Below are 20,312 nucleotides of genomic sequence, written 5' to 3' on the forward strand. Positions count from 1 at the left end.
CCCTCCGCAGCACGGGCATATCGTCTGGGCGGGTGCGTCCATCGATCAGGCCCCCCGGGCTTCAAGGGAGGCGACGGCGTCGAGGAGCCCGCCGTCATCGGCCGGCGCCGGCCCCTCGATCGCGGCCTGGGCGGCGTTGTCGAGGTCGTCCTTCAGCCGCATCGCGATGAGGGTTGCGGACACTCCGATGGGGATGAAGGGGGAGATTGCCGTGTCGTCGGCGGGATGCGGAAAGCGCATGGGGCACTCCGATGGTTCGGTGTGGTTTTCGAGACACCCCTTTCTGCCCCACGCATGATGGATTCGCAATACCTTTTGTCGCTTTTATCCGACATATTGATGGATTGTTAGGATTTTGTCGGATAGCATCCGGCCATCGAAACGCGATGGAAGGAGGCTGTACCCATGGAAAATGAGAGTGTTGCAGTGCTGCGGGCGGATGTGATTGGGCCCGCGATGATCTACGGATCGGCGGTGTTCGGAGCGATCTGCTTCGCCTGCGCCGCGTGGATCCGGTTCCTGTCGCCGACCTATGAGGCGGACGAGACGAACGACTTCCTGTGATGGAACGACGGGGGCGGGCAAGGGACGAAGCCTTGATGCCGCAGAAGCTGGCGAACCCGCTCCCTAATCGTTGAGAGGCTTGCCCTTGCCCCGCGGGGCGAAACTCTGGGGCGGGTATTCGGCAGCGCTCTATCCGACTGAGCTACGACTGCTCTCGCAGTGACCGGATTCGAACCGGCGACCTCTGCCTACTGACCCGTTTCGCATCCCCAAGGCATCCATGAACCCGAAATTCAACTCTGCCACTACGGCTGCGGGAATCTATCTCAGGGCCTCGGCCGCAGCACTGTACCCGCCGCGGACTATGTCGGATGAACCCGACGCCGGTCAATAACCCTTCGTCGCTTTCAGGATGTCGAGATAGTCGCCTCCGACCGGAGGCTCGACGATCGCGCAGGGAAATCCATCATCGACCAGGCGAAAGCGAAGGGTTGTGGCGGCGTGCAGGCCAGGCGCGCCCTTCACCTCGCCGTCCTTCCATCGCGGGGAATCGCCGTCGGGATAGACCAGGACGCGCCTTACGAAGGCCGGCGGATCGAAGCTCTGCATCCCCGACGTCGAGAGGCCGGCCCATATCGGGTGGCGGCGATCCATCTCGCGGGCGGCCATCGCGGTCTCGACGCCCTCGGCGATCCCGATGGTGGCGCCTTCGCCGCCGAGCCGCACGGCGCCGCCGCGGACGTTGCCCAGCCCGAGCTTGGCATTCTCGACGTCGGCTTTGCCGCGGCCGTCAGGTGCGAGGAATATCCGCCAGACGCCGCACCCGGCGCCGTCGGCCCGCTGCACCCGGGCGACCAGCGCAGGATGCTTGCCGGCATTCGGATACGGCAGCGATGGGTGGAAGCGGAGGTTCGGCTCGTCGCCGATCGTGAGACCGCGCGAGCGCAGGTAGACCTCTGCCAGCGAGCCGGCCAGCGGCAGCGTGGACTTCCAAATGCCGGCGGCGGTGGCGAGTTTTCCCTCGCTCTCACGGGCGGCGCGAGCGATATCCGCCTGCTTCTTGCGCTCCAACTCGGCGGAGCGGCGGCGGCGCTTCTCCTTCTCGGCGGCCGTTTCCTCACGGGCGCCGGGCATGGGGATGCCGGCCATCTGCGCGCACGCCTCGACCGCGCGGGGAAAGCTAAGGCCGTCGACCTCCATCAGGAATCCGAAGATGTCACCCGATATGCCGCAGCCGAAGCAGTGGTATCGGCCCTTCTGGTCCTCGCAGTGGAACGACGGGCTCTTCTCGCCATGTGCCGGGCAGCAGGCCCAATAATCGCCGCGCGACGAATTGGTCTTCTTCCGGTCCCACGTCACGCGAGAACCGACCACCTCTGAGATAGGCAGCCGGTCCCGGATGTCGTCGAGGAGGTGCTGGTCAAACTTCGCCATCAGACTTGCTGCGGGCCCTCTTTCCACAGCCGGTCATCGATCACGGCTTCGCCCCACGGGCGCAGCCCCGCGCCTTCCAGCGCCGCCCTGTTCTCGGGTGTGTCCTCCACGATGTCGATCGGCCAGCTATCGCCCAGCCCCCCGATGGTGCGGCTGCGTGCGAGATCGCTGCGAAGATCCTCGTGCCCCTCGAATTCGAGGCAGTTGCCCTCGACCGACCATGCGCCGTATGTCCCTGGCCGGTAGAACTCGCCGCTCTCCCAGAGTTGCTCCCGAAGAGGGGATGTGGTGTCCACCCGCGTGATGTGGCCGTTGCCCCTGAGGCGGAAAACCATCGGGCCGTTCCGATTGATGACATCGAGGACGTGTCGACGCTTCAGGCCGGAGGTGGACGCGATCTCGCTGATCGTTGTGTAATCCTTGAAGAGGAGGAGCGCGCGGATCGTGTCGAGCACAGGGCGGTGGCCGTCGGCTTCTGACACGTCAGACCTCCATCCCGGCAGTGAGGTCGGTCTCGAACAGCGTCGGTGCCGCCTCCCGCGCCCGGATCGCTGCGGCGCGCGAATGCCATATGCCCAGGGCGTCTGCGGCATTGTCATCCTGCGGCGCATAGCCGAGCGCCTCGCACCGGGCGATCGTTGCGGCCTTCACCCACTTCCGGCGCTCCGGCTTGGGCACGCGGGTCGGAGCTCGCGTCGGGACGCCGAACTCGCTGCGCCATGTCGACATATCGACGTAGACCATGTCGATGCCGATGCGCGCGCAGGTCATGCCGATCACGGCCGCCTTGCCGGCCATCGCGATCATGGCATCGAACGACGTGACCCTCGGTAGGATCGGCTTCTCGGCGTAGACCTTCTCGATGCCGTTGGCCTTGATCAGGTCGAGCAGCATCTCCTCGAGAGCGAGTGCCTGGCGGGAGAACTTGCCCTTCGGCAGCCGGTGCGTGCCGTACATCGGCGTGCCGTCGTGGCGGCCGTGCGCGAACCCCATTTGAATGGAGGGGTCGAGGGCGAGGATGTTGGTCATCGATCACTCCATCCGTGGATCCGACCGGTCGCTGGGTCGGCGCGCCACTTGGCTTCACGACCGCGCAGTTCGGCGCAGATGTGCTGGCAGATTTCGTCGCTGCCGAGCGAAGATGTCAGGGCCGAAATCATCTTCGGCCGGGTGGCCTGCGACGTCGCGGACATGACCCGCGTCTGAGCGCAGATGGCGGCGAGTTCTTCGCGCCAGAGCATCTCCAGCGCCATGCGAGGAACGGGCTCGCAGACCGTCGCTTCCTTCCTCACGGACAGACCGACCGGGCCTTTCGCGGCCTGCCATTCATGCTTGCCGATCCCCTCGCACACCATGATGCCGACGTCCGGCAGGAGGTAGGAGATCAGTTCGGCGTCGTCGGCGTGGTTGCTCGCGACGACCATCCAGACCTCTGGCACGCAGAGGGCGAACATGCCGACCTGGTGGAGAAGGCGCAGCGTGTTGTCGTAGCTGCCCTTGATCTCGAAGGCGGCCATGTGGGCCTCGTCGATCGCCGCGACATCGGCGCGCACGCGGCCGGCGCCCATGACGAGCTCATGCACGATGCGGGCGCCAGGCCATCGCGCCCGGCACTCGTCTTCAAGCGACTGGCGCAGCAGCAGTTCACTCTTGGCGGCGACGCCCATGCTCGACCTGCCGCCGCGGAGCGACGCATCTTCGGCCGTCATCGCCCACGGCTCTGATCCTTGCAGGAGCGTCACGACACGCTCCCTTCATCCCGGTGGAGCCAACTTATCTTCGCATCGCCGTCGTACCCGTGCAGCCAGACAGCAAGTGAGAAGTCCTTCGTCCCGCTGCCCGGCTTCATGCCCTCCATGACCAGGCGGCCGGGCGGCATGGATGGGCGCGGCGTCAGAAGCCAGACCCGGTACAGCGGCGTCTCGCGCAGCCAGGAGCGCGCGTTGAGCCATACGGTCGGCACCAGCAGGACGACCTTGTGCGTGGTGACGTCGAGCGCCTTGCGCAGGTAACTCGGCGAGCCGTCACGCGGGTCGAGGAGGTTGAACGGCGGGTTCGAGCAGATTGACGAGAGCCGAATATCCCGAGGCGTGGCCATGAAATCCTCGACCGGATAGGCCTCCGGATTGCCGCGCGCCGACGGCAACGCGATGTCCGACCCGCTCGCCTCGTGGCCGGCCTCTCGAGCCGATCGCACGACGTTGCCGCGGCCGCAGGAAGGATCGTAGATCGAGCCGGAGAAGGTCTCGACCTCGAACAGCCGGCGCCACACCCATTCCTGTTCGGCGTACCAATCGTGCTCGTCCCGATCGAAGACGTGCGCCTTCTTCTCGCGCTTGCCGAGGGTCTCGCTCATAGCAGCGCTCCTGCGGTCGAAGGCCGCGGCCATCCCTTGATCAAGGTGCCTGCGAGACCGCTTTGCCCCATCCGGTCGACCGCCTCTGCCCCATAGGCGACCAGCACGCTGGGTGCCCCGCTGTTGGATTTGGCGCGGCTGCCATCGACGTGGTGGAAGAATAGGCGGCCGTGGAGGAACATGGCAGCGTCGGCACGGGCCCAGACCCCGTCGACGAAATCGGCAGTCTCGGTCCGGGCGAAGATCAGGGCGATGCCGTTGCCGTGGGCGTGCAGCTTGCGGAGCCAGACGCCCGTGCTGCTGCCGTATGGCGGATTGCACCAGACGAAGCCGTGCCAGTCGCGCAGGAGCCCGTCATCGGCGATGGTGAAGTGCTCTGCGGCCATTTCCCACGGCCGCTCGATCGGCGCGCACGGGTCGAGGTCGAACGGGCCGAGCGCGTCAAGGATGAAGCGCGGCGTCAGCCACTCGTCTTTCACGGCGCGCGCGGAGTGATGGCTGCCCATACCGGCGCGTTTCGCAATCTCGGCAGTCATCGATGCACCCTTCCCCGCCCCTTGCGGAGCGTGTCGACAGTCGGAGGGTTCTCAGGCCTGCCGGCGCGGCCGTCGCGGTGTCCGGCGAGATATGCCTCGCGCAGAAGCCGGTTCGTCGATGCCTTCAGCCCGTCATAGGCCTTCCATGCGAACTCGGCGCGGCGCTCCTGGTCGCGGGCGCGGCTGATGTCGCGCGGTGTCTGCGGCACCTTCGGCGGCAGGTCAGTTCCCACACCACCGCCGAGGCGAGGCGCGGATGAGAGGCCGCGGCCGCCGCTGAAGCTGCTGGTGCGCGAGTAGGCCATCAGACGGCGACCTCGTCGGCGGGCCGGCACTCGACGCGCTTGAAGGTCCACTCCGGATGCGACAGCGCCCACGAGAAACCGGCAGGCACCATCTGCGTCACGCACGCGGCGCGGTCGGGCAGTTCGGCGGCGCGATGCTCCTGGCACCGGTCCGGCGTCGCAGTGAGGCATGCCCATACGATCACGATCATGGCTGGCTCCGATGTGGCGCTGGTGGTGAATGGGGTGCCCGGTTCCTGTTGAACCGGAGCCGAAAGTCACCCGGGACGGCGTGGCGCCCGGGACTTCCCTGATCAGGCGGCCTTGTTCGGGTCCGCGTTCTCCCAATCCGCGTCGTCGTCGAGTGGCGGAGGCGAGCCCTTGCTCTTCGGCGGGGCGGGAGGCGCCGGCGGGGCGGCCTCTTCCGGCTTCGCATCCTCGGCGGGCTTGCTCTTCGGCGGGCGGCCGCGGCGGCCACTCTTGCCACCCTTCGGGATGTCGAGCTTCGGCGCGTCATCCTTCGCGGCTTCCGTCACCGGGCGAACGTCGGGCCCCTTGATGCCGGAGAGGTTCTTCTGCTGGGCTTCCTCGTAGCCTTCCATCCAGGCATTGAAGCCCGGGCTTTCCGGCTGATGCGGGCAGGTATCGCGATTCTTGTCGGTGCGCCCGGCCAGCCATCCGTCGTTGCGCCACTTCACGGTCCGCTCGTTGTCCGACATCTTGGAGGCGTCGGGCAGCTCGTCGATGAGAGGAAGTTGATCGCCGAACCGCGCGTTCAGCCATCGCGCGTACTGGACGCCGATGTTGTGGCGGCGGATCACCTCGTTCGGATCTTCGCTGGCCTTCCTCAGCTCGGCCTTGAGTTGCGCCATGTCGATGCCGTCGTCGTCGGCCTTCTTGTTCAGCGTCTTGCGCTTCGCACGAATGCGGCCTTCCTCTTTTTCGAGCATGATGTGCTCGTTCAGGATGCGGTCGAAGACCTCCTTGGTCGGGCCGCCGTTGTCATTGCTTTCGAGAACTCGTCCAGCCATCGGGCTCGGTCCTTATCGGTTCGTGTGATCTGGGCGGAGGCGACGCGAGGGGGATCGGACGTCGCCTCCTGTTCCCGGCCGCGAGGGGGATGCGGCCGGGCGTTGGCTATCTCTGCGAGAGGGCGCTGCGACCGGGCGGCGGGTCGCCCATCAGGCTGGACGTGACGCTGCGGGCCGGTGCCGGCGTCGGTTGCGCGGCCGGACGGGTCTGCGGCGGATCGGCCCGCTGAACAGCCTTGCGGGCGGTCTCATCGGCCCAGCGCGGCAGCACTACCTCGATCTCGCCGCTCTCCAGCTTCTCCCACTGGCACCACCTGCCGGTCTCGCCGCGATCGACGAACAGCGGCTGGTGGCCGAGGGGCAGCGAATAATAGACCCCGCCCTTCCCGGCTTCCTTCGCCGCGAGTTCGGCCTGGCCCTTGGAGTTGTTCTTCTGAAGCCGGATGATGCCGTGATGCTCGCCGCTGCCGATCTGGACGACGATCTTGTCGCCTGCGGACCAGCCGAGTTCTGTGATCGCCGCGGGCGTGAAGGTGAGCGACAGCTTCGCCGAGGCGCTGCGCATCTTCTTCAGGCCGGCCTTGATGCCGGTGCCGACGCTCGGCGCCTTCAGTTCGATCTTCGCCAGTTCGAACGCCATCAGGCCGCCTCCGTCTCGGGCTCCGCCAGCGCGATGGCGCGAAGCGTCTTTTCGTAGAACTCGTCGAGGATGGCGCGAGGGTCGTCGCCGGATACGGCCGCCAGCGTCATGATGGACGGCGCCAGCATGTCCGACATCAGCGAGACCGTGATCCGCTGATATGCCTCCTCGCCGAGGTTGGTCCTGGCGTGGTCCTCGAGCATCAATGTCGTGCGGAGGGTCGGCGCCTTGCGCGCGCCGTCCCACAACCGGATCGACCTGACGAGATCGGGGTTGCCGCCCTTCCCGCCACCGGGCTGTGACGCATCGCGGGATATCGCGGTGTCCGACCAGCCCGTTTCAGACTGGAGCGCGGTCACGAGGCCGATCAGGAAGGTGTTGCTGTATCGCAACGTCAGTGTCGGGGTGTTGCTCATATCCGCTTTATGTCGGTTTTATCCGACATTGGCAAGCGGCTAGTGTCGTTTTTTTCTGTATCGACACCCATGTGGAAAATCTGTTGATAGCGAGTCCTTAGGAGGTGGAGCGATAGGAGACGATATGAAACTCGACACTGAGCGGTTGGCGAACCGACTGAAGGTCGCCGGCTACAACAAGAAAACCGCATCGGAAGCGATCGGCATGAACCGGACCTGGCTCTACAGCGTCATGGCCGGCGCCGAGCCGCGTGCCGGATCCATCCGCCTGCTGGCCGACCTGCTCGACTGCGATATCGAGTATCTCTACGGCGAGCAGGATGAGCCTCGCCGCCTGGGCGGCGCGCCACGCCCTTCACCGGCTCAGTCCTCGACAGCGATGCCGCGGAAAGGATCCGTGCAGATACCGTTGACCGGCGTGACCCAGGCCGGCGCATGGCTCGAGGTCGACGAGCTCTACGAGCCGTCGGAGTTCATCACGATCGACGTCGACCCGAATTTCCCGAACGCGCGCAAGATGGTCTACGAGGTCCGCGGCGACTCCATGAACCTCGCCGGCATCCTGGAGAACGATCGAATCGTCTGCTGGGACGTCCATGACTATCCGTTCGAGCTGCGTGACGGCGATGACGTCGTGGTTGAGCGCGCGCGCGACGGCGGGCATCTGCGCGAATGGACGGTCAAGCGGTTCTATCGCCACCCGGACGGGATGCAGGAGCTTCGGCCGATCTCGTCGAACAAGGCGCACAAGAGCTTCCGCATCATGCCGGATGACGAGATGGACAATGGCGAGACCATCGCCATCATCGCAATCGTCGAGGACATCATCCGCAAGCACAGGCGGCGGATCGACCTCTGAGGCGTCACGCCACTCCATCGCTGTCTTCGCTCAGGAGCGAACAGCCCGCGCCGATCCGGTTCATCTCGTGCTCGACCGCTGCCTCGAACAGCCGGCGCTCCTCGGCGGCGTTCTCCGGCGACACGCCGACGGCGAGGAACTGGTTCTCGATCCCCGAAAATATCTGTTCGCGCCACCGGGCCTTCTGCTTCTCGGTGCCCGGCCCTGCGAGCCTCTGCGCCGTGTAGCAGACCTTGTGCACCCGCATCACCGACGGGAACGGGATGACATGGCATAGGCGCTCGCCCGGCGCCTCGATCGGCCGCGGATTGTTGTCGTACATCATGCCGCCACTCCTTCCGTCAGGTCGACCGCCTTCAGCGCGTCGGCAAACCGGGCCGTGATCGCCGCCAGCGCCAGGCCCTTCAGCCGGGCGCGCTCCCCCTCTGGAAGGCGAGCGAAGCTCCCTGTGCCGTGAACATTGTCGTAGCAGGGGCGGGCATTGCAGGACGCGCCGCGTTTGAGGCTCTGCATCCACGAGCCGAGAGCTTCTGCGTCTCGCTCGTAGGATTCGAATGATCCACAGCCGTTGAAGACTTCTCTCTCGAAGAGATCATCGGAAGGCGCGTCAGCGCTCTTTTTCAGGGTGGAATATTCAGGGTGAATCTTTTCAGGGTAAAGGGATGGCACCCTGCCACTATCGGTAATTTGCACGGTGCCACTCTCGGTGCGTGGCACCGTGCCACTCTCGGTGGGGCAATCGTCGTTCGCCGAGTGTTGCACGGTGCCACTCTCGGTGCCCCCGTCCAGAAACTTCCTCATCGCTTCAAGCGTCCGCGGCTCGCCTTCCGGCATTGCCAGCCGGATCTCGCGTCGCTGGCCGGTGATCTTGCCGTTCGTCTGGATCGTGATGGTCCTGGTGATGATGAGACCATGCGCTTCGAGCACGCGGAGCCCCTGCCCCACACTCCAGAGACTGCACCTGGCTCGCGCCGCCAACTGTTCGCTGCTGATCCACGAGACCTTGTCCCTGATGTTCGTTCTGTTCTGGATCGAGGGGATCAGCCGCGCGCCCTGCAGATCCTTGGAACAGATGCCGGAAGCGATCTCTCCCCAGAACTCACGCATGTCTCGCATACCCTTTGCGTCGGACGGCCATTCGAGAAGATGCGCTTTTGCGCGGACGATAGTCTTGCTTTTCCGCTTGCCGCCGGGGTACTTTCCATCGTGGAAGGTCGCATTTCCATCGCCCCGGTTGCCGTCCTCAGCGGCGCCGGGGTTTTCTTTTGCCATCGCGTGCATTTTTCGCTCCAGAGCGTTCGAGTGAAGCGACCGTTATCCACCTCGAATCCAACATCGTCAATCACGATGATCCGTTCTTTCGCTGGCTGCCGGCATCATTAGTCGTAAAAAACCGACACCGTGCATTGCCAAGTCGGATAAAAGCGACTAATCCTGCTCTCGTTCCCACAAGAATGCAGGACGCACCGATGAGCGCACCAGCCGAAGAACCTCACGTCACGATCAAGAGCATCGACGAGGCGGTCGCCGAGAACGTCGCCAACCGCGGCCCGGCCAATCGCTACCGCGCCATGGGCGTCGCTGGCCTCTGCGGCGAAATGGACGCTGAAACCGGCGACATCGTCGAGATGGAAGAGGAAGAGACGACGTGGTGCGTCGTTTCAGAGGCTCACACCGCTCTCGATGTGATGACCGGCGACGCGGCTGTCTTCGCCATCTGCGAGACGCTGGCCGACGCCGAGATCGTCGCCGAAGCCCTCAACAAGCACTTCGCGAACTGACGCAGCCCGGCGGCTGCGGCCGCCATTCTTTTCCCGATTACGACAGGAGCGCTTTCATGCGCGGATTTGCAGCAGCAGCCTTGCTGGAGGTGTTTCAGGACGCCTTTGGCCCATTCCGTACCGGAGGCGGCGAAACCGCCGACCAGCGGGCGAAACGAAAGAACCGTGTCCAGAAGGAGAAGGAACGGCTCGCATCGAACCGCAGTCGCGCCGCCCCAGACGGATCACGCGAGACCCGGCAGCAGGTCAGGGCAGAAGGCAGGCCGCAAGGCGCGGCGGACGCGCACCGACGGACAGCGCGGTTCCTTCTTCGACGACTTCTGGCACGCGCACCGCTTCCCCGTAGCACGGCTCTCGCAGGTCGGCTCCCGCAAGTCGGTGCGGCACTTCGCGAAGAAGCGCTGATCCCTCCCTTTTCCCCCTCGAATATCAGGAGCGCCCGATGAGCGCGACGACCTATGAGCCTTCCGACTGGACATGGTGGCAGGAGGCTCTTGCCGACCCCGCCAAGGTGAAGAATGGCACGCTGCCGGTCCACGACGCCGAGCCCTTCACCGGCTTCTTCCGCACCAAGGGAAAGAACGAGCCGGTCGCCTTCTGGTATGTCGACGGTGCCCTTCAGTGCCACATCAGCGGCAAGGCCGTCTCCGAAGAGTTCGGCCGCAGCCAGTGGACCTGGTGCTGCCGGCGTCCGGTTTCCCATGAGGCGTACACCGCCAAGGTCACCGACGGCGAATGGCCGGACGAGGTCGTCGTCGAGATCAACGGCGAGAAGCAGTCGTCTGCCACGAAGGTGAAAGCCAAGCCTGCCGACGAGAAGGAGGCAGCCCCTGCCGGCGTCGGTCTGCCCGGCCGGGGATCCAAGCCGAAGGCGAAGAAAGCCGAGGAACATCAGGCATCTGAGGCGGCCGGTAAATCGACCGCCGAGGAGCCGAATCCCCGCGCAGTGATCGGCGACAACTCCGCCGGCGCCGATGGCGTTGACCAGGAGTTCGAGGACATCCGCGAGGAGATCGAGACGTGGAAACGCGAGCTCGACAAGCTGCTGAAGGACGGCGACCCGATGGTGAAGGCGGAGGCCGACAAGGTTTCCGACATCGGCGACAAGCTGGGCGAACTGTGGAAGCGCGCCGACACGCTGCGCGACACCCGCAAGCGGCCGCACCTCGAAGCTGGCCGTGCCGTCGACGGGCTGTTCAAGCCGGTGCTGAATATCGCCGACGATGAGAAGCGCCGGGCAAAGCGCGCCCTCGCTCCCTTCCTGAAGAAGCTCCAGGAGGAGGAGAACGAGCGCCGCCGCAAGGAAGATGAGCGCCGGCGGAAAGAGGCAGAGGCCAACGCCGAGAAGACGCTCGACGACACGCCGCCGCCGGCTGCCGAGCCCGCGCCGTCCCGCAAAGCGCACGTCGGCAACCGCCGCTCGACCGGGCTGGTGAAGCGCAAGGTCGTCGTGGTCGACGACTATCTGGCGATCGCCACCCACCTGCTCGCCGACGGAAAGCAGCCGGTGCCGGACCTCGCCGAGGTGCTGAGGAAGATCGCCTTCCGCCAGATACAGGCGGGTGTCGAGGTTCCCGGCGCCCGTGTCGAGGAAGTCGAGGAGGTTCGCTGAGATGGTCCTCCCGCAGCATGAAGGCTGGGTTGCTTGGGCCGGCGGAAAGTCCGCCCCCGTCGGCGATGACGTTATTGTCGAAGTGAAATACCGCGGCGAGCTTCGCCACGTCGCAACGATGCCGGCCGGCAACTTCAGTTGGGCCCATTGGGGCGATGGCACAGACATCATTGCCTATCGCTTCGTGGCGCAAAAGCTAAGCCTGGAGTCCGGCAAAATATACCTGGACGAAGACGGCTACGTGCATGGCCCTATGGTCGAGACTGAGAGCGTCTTCTATGCCGGCGGCATGGGGTCGTGGCTGCCCGACGGTGAGCCTGCTGACAGCGATTCGGTCCGCCTGATCGGCGAGTGGATCGCCCCGGTCCCGCAGCACGCCGCCGAGGAGAACGAGCGGCTACGGCGGCAGGTCCGGCAACTGCAGACGCGCATTGACGTCTTCGATGGCCTTTCGCGCGCCGATGCGAACAATCTCGCCAAGCGGCTTTTCGTGGACGGCGTTGCAAAGGATCGGCACCGCTCGAAGGTCTTCCACGAGTGCTTGATCGCCGTCGACAAGCTGCTGGCCCAAGTCGAGCGCTACCGCGAGGACCGTGCTGACCTGATGCTCGCCGAAGGGCGCATGGAAGCGCACGAGAGCGCGGTGAACATGCAGGTGCTCGCCCTGTGCGATTTGGTGGGTCGGCGCGTCCACGACCGCCTCCGCCACGATCAGCGCGCGCTCTTCGGCTGCCTTGCCGACGGCATCAACTTCCTCGTCCTGAACCAACGCCTGATGGAGAGCGAGATGGCCTCCGCAGAGGAGAAGTCATGAGCAACGAACTGACCACTGCCGCCGGCGGGCCTAACACCTTCGTCGCCGCCCAGGCAGCGAAGGCAATCATTCCAGGCACGTTCGCCGCTGTCTGGGAAATGTCGGCCCTGATCGCGGCCTCCGGCATGGCGCCGAAAGACATGAAGAGCCGAGAGCAGGTGGCCGTGGCTTTGCTCCACGGTCTCGAAATCGGGCTGACGCCTATGGCGGCCTTGCAGTCGATCGCCGTCATCAACGGCCGCCCCTCAATCTGGGGTGACGGCGCGATCGGCCTCGTCCGCGGCTCTGGCCTTTGCGAGTACGTCAAGGAATGGACGGAAGGCGAAGGCGACGAGATGGTCGCATGGTGCGAGGTGAAGCGGAAGAGCGGCGAGGTCCGGAAGGAATGCTTCTCGGTCGCCGAAGCTAAGCGGGCACAACTCTGGGGTAAATCTGGACCGTGGGCGCAGTATCCCCGCCGCATGCTCGCGATGCGCGCCCGTGCATGGGTGCTCCGCGACACCTTCGCCGATGTGCTCCGCGGCCTCGCCATCGCTGAGGAGATTCGGGACATCTCGCCCGATTACGATCAGCCACCCGCACCGCCGGCGCCGCCGAAAAAGGTTGATGATTCCCCCGCACCGGCCGGTGACGAAACCGGGCAGAAGGAGGCTGAGAAGCCTGCGGATGCTGAGGCGAAGGGTGGTGACGAAAAGCCACCCGAGGACAAGAAGCCCGCCGAGGGATCGGGCCCGCCGGTTCCGCCGAAATCCTCCGCCAAGCGCGAGCAGACGATCGACGCCGATCCGTTCGATAAGGTCGTGGCCGACTTCGAGAAGGTCATGGCGAAGGCCACCACCGTCGCCGAGGTCGAATCCATCTGGGCGAACGGCCAGCCAGCGCACGAGACCGAGGCGCAGTTCCTCGCGCTGAAGGCCGTCGGCCAGAAGCACAAGCGCCGATGCAAGGCAGCCGAGGAGGCCGCGAAGGCGAAGGACGATGGCGGCCTGCCCGACGAGGGCGGCGATGCAGCGAGCGGTGTGGCCGATAGCGGCGCCACCGGCGGCGACGGCTTCGACCCGAAGGCGTTCCGGAGCGACATCCTCGAACGGCTGGAGGCTGCACAGACGCCGGAATCGGTCGAGGAATGCCTTGCCGAGGTCGAGGCGGCCGTCGAAGCCGGGCAGCTTTCCGAGAGCGATAAGGTCGAGCACCTCGACGACCACTTCGCCGAAGCCTTCGAGCGGCTTGGCTGATCAATGCCGGTCGAACTCCTCATGTACCGCCGCGGCGAGGCGCTGATCGCCGCGGCACCACGGGACAAAGCCGAGATCGAGCGGCTGCCGGTCCGCGGCGTCGTCACCGTCACAGCGTCGCAACGGCCCCACCAGGCGCTCATCGGCTGGTATCGATCCCTCCTCCATCGGCTGGTCGAGATGACCGGCATGTGGCCGACCGAAGATCAGGCGCACCGGCAACTCCTGATCAGGTGCGGCTACTGCGAGGCGATCGTTCTGAACGGCCAAGGCGATGTCCGCGCCATCCCGGTATCAACAGCCGAGTGGGATGGAACCGACTGGACCCGATATATCGACGTGCTGATGGCGAAGCTCGCAACCGACATCATCCCGGAGATCAGCGACTTGGACCTGCGGGAGAGTGTCGAGGCCATGGCCGGCATGACCTTCGAACAGGCTACGAAAGCGGGCGCCGTATAGCACAGAACTGTTCTATTCTGAAGAAAACAACGAAATTGCCAAGCTCTCCTTACGTTGCAACCATGCGGAGTCGTCGGAAATCGCCGACCAAACCCGACAGGAAACAGCCATGATCCTCGAACTGATTGAAGCATCACATAGTACCGAAGCCGACTTCCTTTCCTCCCTGAATGTGATCGACCTCGCTGACGTTGCATGGCCTTTGCCCAACGCCGAGGCGGTGAGCCCGGCCGATTACTGGTCCGCCTACATCGCCGGCTCGCACAAGGCGCTGGCGGAGATCGGTCTGCGCATGGTCGACGGCCGCGCATGCAAGGTGTTCGCCACCTTCGATCCGAAGCAGCGCGGCGGCGTGGCCATGGCGATCGAGGTCGGCACCCGCGAGCCCCACTTCTTCACCTGGACGAACTGCAACCATCACTACGATGCGCGGCACGATCGGCTGATGTCGGTCTACCAGTGCGAGCGGTGCGGCCACTCCTACAACATCTCAGCGGAGGGTTGAGCGATGGATCTCGCCGACGATCAGATGGCCGCCGCCATGCACGGTGCCCCGCATGAAGTCCGGTGGTCGTTCATCGAGCGTCCGACCGGTCCGCAGCCCCTGCCCGGATGGTGCAAGGGTGCGCAGATCTTCTGGCTGGACGGATACGGCAACTCGCCTGACGTCCGGCTGAAGGTCATCGGCGAAGCAAGAGACTGGCCGGAGAAGCGGTTCCGCCGCGAGGGGAACCGCTACATCGCCGAGAGTGGCGACGGCCGCGTCGAGCAGTATGCCCATGACGGCGGCGTCTCGATGGTGAAGTTGCGCCGGTGGCGGTCGGAGGACGGATCGCTGCGCACTTGGCGCCGGAGCGGCCCTGAGTGGGCTGAGGCGGGGTCGAAAGCGATCGGACGAATGGTCGTTGATGGCAATCTCGTCGAGTATGGCAACGAGCCCGGAGAATGGGTCGAAGTTGACCTTCTCGCCACGACAAAGCAGCAGGGTTTCGGTGGCGCCGAGATACCGATCAAGATGGAAGATGGGTCCGATCTCGTCCTGCGAGGTCCATGGCATGTGGGTGCGCCCCAGGGATTCGTGGAGACCGCCTATGTCGATGTCGGCAAGCCGGTGGCACCATATTACTCGAAGCGCCCATGGCACCAGCGCACGGGAATGGGCGGACTCTATCTCCGCGAAGACCTGTTCATCCGCATCATGTCGCGCTTCGCCGCGCACATTCCCCTCGTCAGGGTGAAGCACCTGTATGGCTGGCGCGTCGAGCCGATCAAGCCGGAATGGGATGCACCGAAGGCGATCATCTACGATCGGGAATGGCAGGCGAAAGCCGCGGCCAGGGAAGCATTGAAGCGGGAAGTGGCATGAGCACCCTCGTCTTCAAGACCGAGACGTCTGGGCTCGTGAAATTCGACCGGCCGCTCTCCGACCAGTCGCAGCCGCGCATGGTGCAGCTTGGCGCCGTCATCTACGACGGCAAGCGCGCCGAGGCAGCATCCATGTGCTTCCTGATCCGGCCGGACGGCTGGACGTCGGCAGAGGACGCCCGGAAAGTCCACTCGATCACGCCCCGCCGGGCCGAGCTCTACGGCATCCGCGTGAAGAGCGCCCTCGCCTGCTTCATGGACATGGTCCGGTCCGCCGGCGAGGTAATCGCCTACAACGAGGCGTTCGACAGCGCGGTGATCGACATCGAGCTTCTGCGGATCAAGGCCGCGCCGCCGGAGTGGCGCCGCCCTGGCCTGCGCCGGTCGTGCGCGATGGTCGAAGCCGGCCAGGTCGCCAACGGCGGCAAGTCGATGAAGCTCCCCGCCGCCCACCTCGCCCTCACCGGCGACGAATACGTGCCGACCCACAACGGGCTCGACGATGCGCGGGCGGCCGCGCGGATTTGGTTCGCAACCTGCGACAAACGAGAGAGGGCAGCCTGATGGGCGAGATGACCGCAATTTCATGGTGCGACCACCGGGCACGGCAATGCCTTTCGGCGTGAACTCTGAGACCGGTTGCCCCGGGCCGGCTCCTATGCCCGCAAGGGATGGGGATCGTATTCAGGCGCGGCAGCGGATCAACGTCGAAGTCCGCACCGGACGTCGGCCGCATCCCAACACGCTCCCGTGCACCGACTGCGGGCACGTCTGGAGCGAAGGCCAGCGCCGGCACGAATACGATCACCACCTCGGCTACGGCTCCGCGCACCACCACGACGTCGAGCCGGTCTGCACCGAATGCCACGCGAAGCGCGATAGCGCGAAGGCCAAGCAGACGCACTGCTGTCGTGGCCATGAATTCACGCCAGCGAACACGCGGATCAAGACCAACGGCACGAGAGAGTGCCGGACCTGCAGGCGCCTTTGGGACAGCAATCAGAACCGCGGCCGCGATGCCGCTTACTGGCGCGCCTATCGCGCGAGGAGGAAGCTAAATGGCTGAAAATACGAAAATCTCGTGGTGCGACTTCACGCACAACCACTGGATCGGGTGCCTGAAAGTCTCGCCAGCCTGCGACGGCTGCTATGCCGAGGCGATGATGGACAAGCGCTATGGGCGGGTCCAGTGGGGTGCTCCAGGTAAGGGCGCTGGAACCCGGTCGCTCACGTCTGAGGCGAACCGCCGCAAGCCGCTGTCGTGGAATCGGCGCGCGGCGAAGGACGGCACGCGGCCGTTCGTCTTCTGCTCGTCGCTGGCGGACGTTTTCGACAACCAGGTGCCGGAGGAGTGGCGCCGCGACATGTTCGACCTGATCCGCGCAACGCCGAACCTCATCTGGCTCCTCCTGACGAAGCGGCCGCAGAACATCGTGAAGATGGCCGAGGCGTGCGGCGGGCTGCCGGCGAACGCGGCGATCGGAACGACGGTCGAGGATCAGGAGCGGGCGAACAAGAACGTGCCGGCGCTGATCGATGCGAAGTTCCTCTTGTCGCCGGCGTTCGCCTTCCTCTCCTGCGAGCCGCTACTCGGGCCGATCGACCTGCAATGGCCTGAGGCCGTCTGGCCCGAAGGTCCGCCGATGTGCTGCAGCGGACACGAGTGCGGCTGCCGGGGTCTGCCGACGGACCCGCCGCTCATCTACGGCCTCGATTGGATCATCACCGGCGGCGAGACTGACCAGGGCGGCCACAAGGCGCGGCCGTCGAACCCGGACTGGTTCCGCTCGATCCGCGACCAGTGCGCAGCGGCCAGCGTCGCCTACCACCACAAGCAGAACGGCGAATGGGCGCCGGGATCGCTCTTCCCCGAAAGCGAGACGATCCCCAGCGGACACGCCTACCACTTCAACGAAGGCGACGACGATAACGCTGCCGTCTGGCGCGTCGGCAAAGCCCGCAGCGGACGGACGATCGACGGCGTGACGCACGATGCCTTCCCGGCGATCAGAGGGACCGCAGCATGACCGATAGACCGATCCTATTCTCCGGCCCGATGGTGCGAGCCATCCTCGACGGGCGGAAGACGCAGACGCGGAGGGTGCTGGGCACCAGCAATAACCCGTTCAGCCTGTTCTGCAACGGATGGTCGGACGCCTACGTCCTTGACCCCGGCAACGCCGAATGGCGCCAGCGCGAGGTTCGCTTCGAGATCGGCGATCGGCTCTACGTCCGCGAGGCGTGGCGCACGCTCCAGGCGAACGATTGCATCGCACCGCGGAATCTCCCCCAAGACCCGTCGAAGGTGACCTTCGAGGCCGACCCGGAGAGACGCAACCCGCTGTGGGCCTTCGGCAGGCTTCGCCCCGGCATGCATATGCCGCGCTGGGCATCGCGCCTGACGCTGGCCGTCACCGACGTGCGTGTGCAGCGGTTGCAGGCCATCAGCGAGGCCGACGCCATCGCCGAGGGGATCGAGTTCGTCACACGAACGACCAGTGGCGACTTCTACCGAAATTTCCAGAACGCCGGTTGTCCACTGATGGCTTACGGTGCTTACCGATCGCTTTGGGACAGCCTCAACGAGATGCGCGGCTACGGCTGGGATGCGAACCCGTGGGTGGTGGCGGTGTCGTTCACCGTCCACCGGGCGAACATCGACGCTATGCCGGCACAGGCGGCGTGACATGGCCGGCATGATCCCCCGTCCCGATTCCGCATTCGCGCTCGACCCGTCCGGCAAGGAAACCCGCCGGCGCGAGGATCCGAAGCACCTGGCGTTCCTGCGCACCCTGCCGTCGGTCGTGTCCGGCGCCTATGGCGTGGAGGCGTGCCACCTGCGCGCCGCCTCGCCGAAGCACCGGAAACAGAGCACAGGCAAGGGCCGCAAGCCGGACGACCGGTTCTGCCTCCCCCTCACGCCGGCAGAACACCGCCAGCAGCACTCGATGAACGAGCTCGAGTTCTGGCGCATCCACGGCATCGATGATCCGTTCGCGATCGCTCTTGCCCTCTATGCCGTCACTGGCAACGAGGCCGAGGCGCTGAAGGTGATCATGTTCGCCGGCGCGCGCGGGTGACGTCTGTGACGGTCGAGCGCCTCTTCCTCACGGATATGGAAATCGGCCAGCGGCTCGGGCTCAAGAAGGAGTCCGTGCCGGAGCGCTTGGCCGTGCTCGAGCGCAGCGGTTTCCCGCCCCCGGATCCGCTCTTCGACAACAAGCGGTACTGGCCTGCCGTGAAGGAATTCCTTGACCGTCGTTTCGGACTGGCGCCGGATAGGCCGGGGGCAACGTCGCCTCTGAGGCCAGACGGAAGGGAAAACTGGTGAAAACACCCGGTCTTCAACGACGAAAGCGGAAGGATGGGCAGGCGCTCTATTGGGTTGCCAAGGCCATCTCGAAAAAGGCGGTCGACTATCCGACGCCGACGATCCGCATTCACACCGACGACGAGGTGGAGGTGTCTCGCCTCTGCCAGCGATACACGGCCGAGCTCCTCGAATGGCTCGGGATGCACGGCACGGCTGCGGCCGCACGCTTCGATGGCACGCTGAGGGGGCTGATCACTCTCTACCGGAAGGTGGACGAGAGCCCCTACTTTTCGGTCAAGCACAACACACGGCGCATGTATGACGAGTCGCTCGACCTCCTAGAGCGCACGGTCGGAGATCGTCAACTGGCCCGCCTGAACGGTGGCGACTTCCGGCGCTGGTACAAGAAGCTGCGCGAGCCGAGAGAGCCGGATGGTCCCGAGCGGATGCGCCGCGCCTTCAAGGCGATGCAACTTCTCCGGATCGCCGTGAAGTTCGGCGTGACCGAGGATCTGCCGGAATGCGTCCGGCTGGCGACGATCCTCGAGGCGATGCGCTTCGAAAGCCCGTCGACCAGGTCGGCCTTCGTCACCTATGCGCAGAGCGAGGCCATCATCCGAAAGGCGATCGAACTGGAGCGGCCGTCCATCGCCATCGCGCAGGCCCTGCAGTTCGAACTCACCCTGCGCCAGATCGACGTCATCGGTGCATGGGAGAAGATCGACGGGCCGTCCGGCGGCATCGTGGACCGCGGCCAGCGGTGGAGCGGTGGGGTTCTCTGGTCTGAGATCGACAGCGCAGGCGTGCTCCGGAAGAAGACCACGAAGACCGGGCAGGAGGCGATCCACGACACGAAAGCCTATCCGCTTGTCGAGGAGTGCCTCGCACTGATTCCGCAGGAAGCGCGCTTGGGCCCTATCGTCAAGAACGAGACCACCGGCCTTCCTTATCGCTATCGGAATTTCTACCAGATGTGGCGGGCGATCGCGCGCAAGGCTGGCGTGCCGGATGGCGTCTGGAACCGCGACAGCCGTGCCGGCGGCGTCACAGAGGGCACAGACGCAGGCGTCGATCTGGAATCGATGCGGCATCATGCCAATCACGCCAATGCGGCGACGACGGCGCTCTACAGCCGCCGAACGCTGGGGAAGACGAGGGCTGTGGCGGTCGCGAGAATGGCCGCTAGAAGTCGCAACGACACATGAACCTATCGCAACGCCTCACCAGCAAAAACAATGCCCCTCGCCAAATTCCTAATCTGAGGGTCACTGGTTCGAATCCAGTCGGGATCACCAATTGCTTTGCGCCCTGCGGCAGGGCCATGCGAGATCCTCCCCGCGTACCCATGCACGGGGATATACAAGCTACAACCGAATACACCGCGTTGAGCAGCCACTGATCCCAGTCTGTTAATGTTCCGATTCTCCCGAAGCGTTGCTTCGATTGCTAGTGCTGACGCTGGCCCTCGCACACTTCGGCACGATGCAACGCCCCGCCAGCGCGCCTTCAACGCACCGGTTCACCGTGAACTCCCCGTAACCGTTAAGTATTTTAGTAAGCAGGGGTCATCTAACACTCTATCCAAACAAGGCCACTTGCATCTGCAGTGAGGGGATGGGATGTGTGCCCTCAGAAATACAACGCGAATCTGTCTATGACGTGAGATGCAG

General features: G+C 65.1%; 30 protein-coding genes and 1 pseudogene. 16 read left to right on the forward strand and 15 right to left on the reverse strand.

Annotated elements, in window-relative coordinates:
* Positions 1-45: 45 nt before the first annotated feature.
* A complete protein-coding gene (locus ACEQX1_RS01565) occupies positions 46-240 on the reverse strand; it encodes a hypothetical protein (RefSeq protein ID WP_370193815.1) in 195 nt (64 codons plus the stop codon).
* A 165-nt stretch (positions 241-405) separates the two neighbouring features.
* Here ACEQX1_RS01565 and ACEQX1_RS01570 point away from each other — a divergent pair, with 165 nt between their 5' ends.
* Complete coding sequence (locus tag ACEQX1_RS01570; protein ID WP_370193814.1) at positions 406-564, forward strand: hypothetical protein; 159 nt, start codon at positions 406-408, stop codon at positions 562-564.
* A 327-nt stretch (positions 565-891) separates the two neighbouring features.
* Here ACEQX1_RS01570 and ACEQX1_RS01575 read toward each other — a convergent pair whose 3' ends face one another.
* The 12 genes and pseudogenes from ACEQX1_RS01575 to ACEQX1_RS01630 form a co-directional block, all read right to left on the reverse strand.
* On the reverse strand, positions 892-1,638 hold the full coding sequence (locus ACEQX1_RS01575; RefSeq protein ID WP_370193844.1) for a toprim domain-containing protein: 747 nt from the start codon (positions 1,636-1,638) through the stop codon (positions 892-894).
* Positions 1,623-1,938, reverse strand: a pseudogene (locus tag ACEQX1_RS01580) (CHC2 zinc finger domain-containing protein); the annotation flags it as partial. The gene ACEQX1_RS01575 and the pseudogene ACEQX1_RS01580, both read right to left, overlap by 16 nt.
* Entirely contained in the window at positions 1,938-2,420 is a 483-nt protein-coding gene (locus ACEQX1_RS01585; protein ID WP_370193812.1) for a hypothetical protein, read from the reverse strand. The gene ACEQX1_RS01585 and the pseudogene ACEQX1_RS01580, both read right to left, overlap by 1 nt.
* 1 nt (position 2,421) lies before the next feature.
* Positions 2,422-2,967, reverse strand: a complete 546-nt coding sequence (locus ACEQX1_RS01590; RefSeq protein ID WP_370193811.1) for a hypothetical protein — start codon at positions 2,965-2,967, stop codon at positions 2,422-2,424.
* Positions 2,964-3,680: a sce7726 family protein gene (locus ACEQX1_RS01595; RefSeq protein WP_370196447.1), complete on the reverse strand. Its 717-nt coding sequence runs from the start codon at positions 3,678-3,680 to the stop codon at positions 2,964-2,966. Before ACEQX1_RS01595 ends, ACEQX1_RS01590 begins: the two co-directional genes overlap by 4 nt.
* A complete protein-coding gene (locus ACEQX1_RS01600) occupies positions 3,677-4,294 on the reverse strand; it encodes a hypothetical protein (RefSeq protein WP_370193809.1) in 618 nt (205 codons plus the stop codon). Before ACEQX1_RS01600 ends, ACEQX1_RS01595 begins: the two co-directional genes overlap by 4 nt.
* Positions 4,291-4,830: a DNA N-6-adenine-methyltransferase gene (locus ACEQX1_RS01605; RefSeq protein ID WP_370196448.1), complete on the reverse strand. Its 540-nt coding sequence runs from the start codon at positions 4,828-4,830 to the stop codon at positions 4,291-4,293. The genes ACEQX1_RS01600 and ACEQX1_RS01605 overlap by 4 nt, the downstream gene beginning before the upstream one ends.
* Positions 4,827-5,135 (reverse strand): hypothetical protein, encoded by a 309-nt coding sequence (locus tag ACEQX1_RS01610; RefSeq protein WP_370193807.1) that lies wholly within the window; start codon positions 5,133-5,135, stop codon positions 4,827-4,829. The genes ACEQX1_RS01605 and ACEQX1_RS01610 overlap by 4 nt, the downstream gene beginning before the upstream one ends.
* Positions 5,135-5,326, reverse strand: coding sequence for a hypothetical protein (locus ACEQX1_RS01615; protein ID WP_370193806.1), 192 nt, complete (start codon positions 5,324-5,326; stop codon positions 5,135-5,137). The genes ACEQX1_RS01610 and ACEQX1_RS01615 overlap by 1 nt, the downstream gene beginning before the upstream one ends.
* A gap of 102 nt (positions 5,327-5,428) precedes the next feature.
* Complete coding sequence (locus tag ACEQX1_RS01620) at positions 5,429-6,145, reverse strand: hypothetical protein (protein WP_370193804.1); 717 nt, start codon at positions 6,143-6,145, stop codon at positions 5,429-5,431.
* 106 nt (positions 6,146-6,251) lie between these two features.
* Positions 6,252-6,785, reverse strand: a complete 534-nt coding sequence (locus ACEQX1_RS01625; protein WP_370193802.1) for a hypothetical protein — start codon at positions 6,783-6,785, stop codon at positions 6,252-6,254.
* The gene (locus ACEQX1_RS01630; RefSeq protein ID WP_370193801.1) at positions 6,785-7,201 is read right to left on the reverse strand and encodes a hypothetical protein; all 417 of its coding nucleotides are present in this window, start codon (positions 7,199-7,201) and stop codon (positions 6,785-6,787) included. The genes ACEQX1_RS01625 and ACEQX1_RS01630 overlap by 1 nt, the downstream gene beginning before the upstream one ends.
* Before the next feature lie 232 nt (positions 7,202-7,433).
* Between ACEQX1_RS01630 and ACEQX1_RS01635 the strand changes: the two genes are divergently transcribed.
* Entirely contained in the window at positions 7,434-8,060 is a 627-nt protein-coding gene (locus ACEQX1_RS01635; protein ID WP_370193800.1) for a LexA family protein, read from the forward strand.
* A 4-nt stretch (positions 8,061-8,064) separates the two neighbouring features.
* Here ACEQX1_RS01635 and ACEQX1_RS01640 read toward each other — a convergent pair whose 3' ends face one another.
* Complete coding sequence (locus ACEQX1_RS01640) at positions 8,065-8,385, reverse strand: DUF6074 family protein (protein WP_370193798.1); 321 nt, start codon at positions 8,383-8,385, stop codon at positions 8,065-8,067.
* Complete coding sequence (locus ACEQX1_RS01645; RefSeq protein WP_370193797.1) at positions 8,382-9,341, reverse strand: hypothetical protein; 960 nt, start codon at positions 9,339-9,341, stop codon at positions 8,382-8,384. Before ACEQX1_RS01645 ends, ACEQX1_RS01640 begins: the two co-directional genes overlap by 4 nt.
* A gap of 188 nt (positions 9,342-9,529) precedes the next feature.
* On the opposite strand from ACEQX1_RS01645, the gene ACEQX1_RS01650 reads away from it, so the two are divergent.
* The 14 genes from ACEQX1_RS01650 to ACEQX1_RS01715 all read left to right on the forward strand — a co-directional run bounded on the left by ACEQX1_RS01650 (position 9,530) and on the right by ACEQX1_RS01715 (position 19,847).
* Complete coding sequence (locus ACEQX1_RS01650; RefSeq protein WP_370193796.1) at positions 9,530-9,841, forward strand: hypothetical protein; 312 nt, start codon at positions 9,530-9,532, stop codon at positions 9,839-9,841.
* A 442-nt stretch (positions 9,842-10,283) separates the two neighbouring features.
* On the forward strand, positions 10,284-11,453 hold the full coding sequence (locus ACEQX1_RS01655) for a hypothetical protein (protein ID WP_370196449.1): 1,170 nt from the start codon (positions 10,284-10,286) through the stop codon (positions 11,451-11,453).
* Between the two features lies 1 nt (position 11,454).
* Complete coding sequence (locus tag ACEQX1_RS01660; protein WP_370194281.1) at positions 11,455-12,267, forward strand: hypothetical protein; 813 nt, start codon at positions 11,455-11,457, stop codon at positions 12,265-12,267.
* Complete coding sequence (locus ACEQX1_RS01665; RefSeq protein WP_370194280.1) at positions 12,264-13,502, forward strand: recombinase RecT; 1,239 nt, start codon at positions 12,264-12,266, stop codon at positions 13,500-13,502. Before ACEQX1_RS01660 ends, ACEQX1_RS01665 begins: the two co-directional genes overlap by 4 nt.
* A 3-nt stretch (positions 13,503-13,505) precedes the next feature.
* Positions 13,506-13,964: a hypothetical protein gene (locus ACEQX1_RS01670; protein ID WP_370194279.1), complete on the forward strand. Its 459-nt coding sequence runs from the start codon at positions 13,506-13,508 to the stop codon at positions 13,962-13,964.
* Positions 13,965-14,073: 109 nt separating this feature from the next.
* Entirely contained in the window at positions 14,074-14,469 is a 396-nt protein-coding gene (locus ACEQX1_RS01675; protein WP_370194278.1) for a hypothetical protein, read from the forward strand.
* Between the two features lie 3 nt (positions 14,470-14,472).
* Positions 14,473-15,330: a hypothetical protein gene (locus ACEQX1_RS01680; protein ID WP_370194277.1), complete on the forward strand. Its 858-nt coding sequence runs from the start codon at positions 14,473-14,475 to the stop codon at positions 15,328-15,330.
* Entirely contained in the window at positions 15,327-15,893 is a 567-nt protein-coding gene (locus ACEQX1_RS01685) for an exonuclease domain-containing protein (protein WP_370194276.1), read from the forward strand. Before ACEQX1_RS01680 ends, ACEQX1_RS01685 begins: the two co-directional genes overlap by 4 nt.
* 94 nt (positions 15,894-15,987) lie before the next feature.
* The gene (locus ACEQX1_RS01690; protein ID WP_370194275.1) at positions 15,988-16,395 is read left to right on the forward strand and encodes a hypothetical protein; all 408 of its coding nucleotides are present in this window, start codon (positions 15,988-15,990) and stop codon (positions 16,393-16,395) included.
* Positions 16,388-17,356 (forward strand): DUF5131 family protein, encoded by a 969-nt coding sequence (locus ACEQX1_RS01695; RefSeq protein WP_370194274.1) that lies wholly within the window; start codon positions 16,388-16,390, stop codon positions 17,354-17,356. Before ACEQX1_RS01690 ends, ACEQX1_RS01695 begins: the two co-directional genes overlap by 8 nt.
* Positions 17,353-18,015 carry a hypothetical protein gene (locus tag ACEQX1_RS01700; protein WP_370194273.1) on the forward strand — a complete coding sequence of 221 codons (663 nt, stop codon included), beginning with the start codon at positions 17,353-17,355 and terminating at the stop codon, positions 18,013-18,015. The genes ACEQX1_RS01695 and ACEQX1_RS01700 overlap by 4 nt, the downstream gene beginning before the upstream one ends.
* Before the next feature lies 1 nt (position 18,016).
* Positions 18,017-18,409 (forward strand): hypothetical protein, encoded by a 393-nt coding sequence (locus ACEQX1_RS01705; RefSeq protein ID WP_370194272.1) that lies wholly within the window; start codon positions 18,017-18,019, stop codon positions 18,407-18,409.
* A 5-nt stretch (positions 18,410-18,414) separates the two neighbouring features.
* The gene (locus tag ACEQX1_RS01710; RefSeq protein ID WP_370194271.1) at positions 18,415-18,660 is read left to right on the forward strand and encodes a winged helix-turn-helix domain-containing protein; all 246 of its coding nucleotides are present in this window, start codon (positions 18,415-18,417) and stop codon (positions 18,658-18,660) included.
* The gene (locus tag ACEQX1_RS01715; RefSeq protein WP_370194270.1) at positions 18,657-19,847 is read left to right on the forward strand and encodes a site-specific integrase; all 1,191 of its coding nucleotides are present in this window, start codon (positions 18,657-18,659) and stop codon (positions 19,845-19,847) included. The genes ACEQX1_RS01710 and ACEQX1_RS01715 overlap by 4 nt, the downstream gene beginning before the upstream one ends.
* Positions 19,848-20,312: the final 465 nt, after the last annotated feature.

Origin of the sequence: Aurantimonas sp. (genome assembly GCF_964217435.1) — a bacterium.
Classification (GTDB): domain Bacteria; phylum Pseudomonadota; class Alphaproteobacteria; order Rhizobiales; family Rhizobiaceae; genus Aurantimonas; species Aurantimonas coralicida.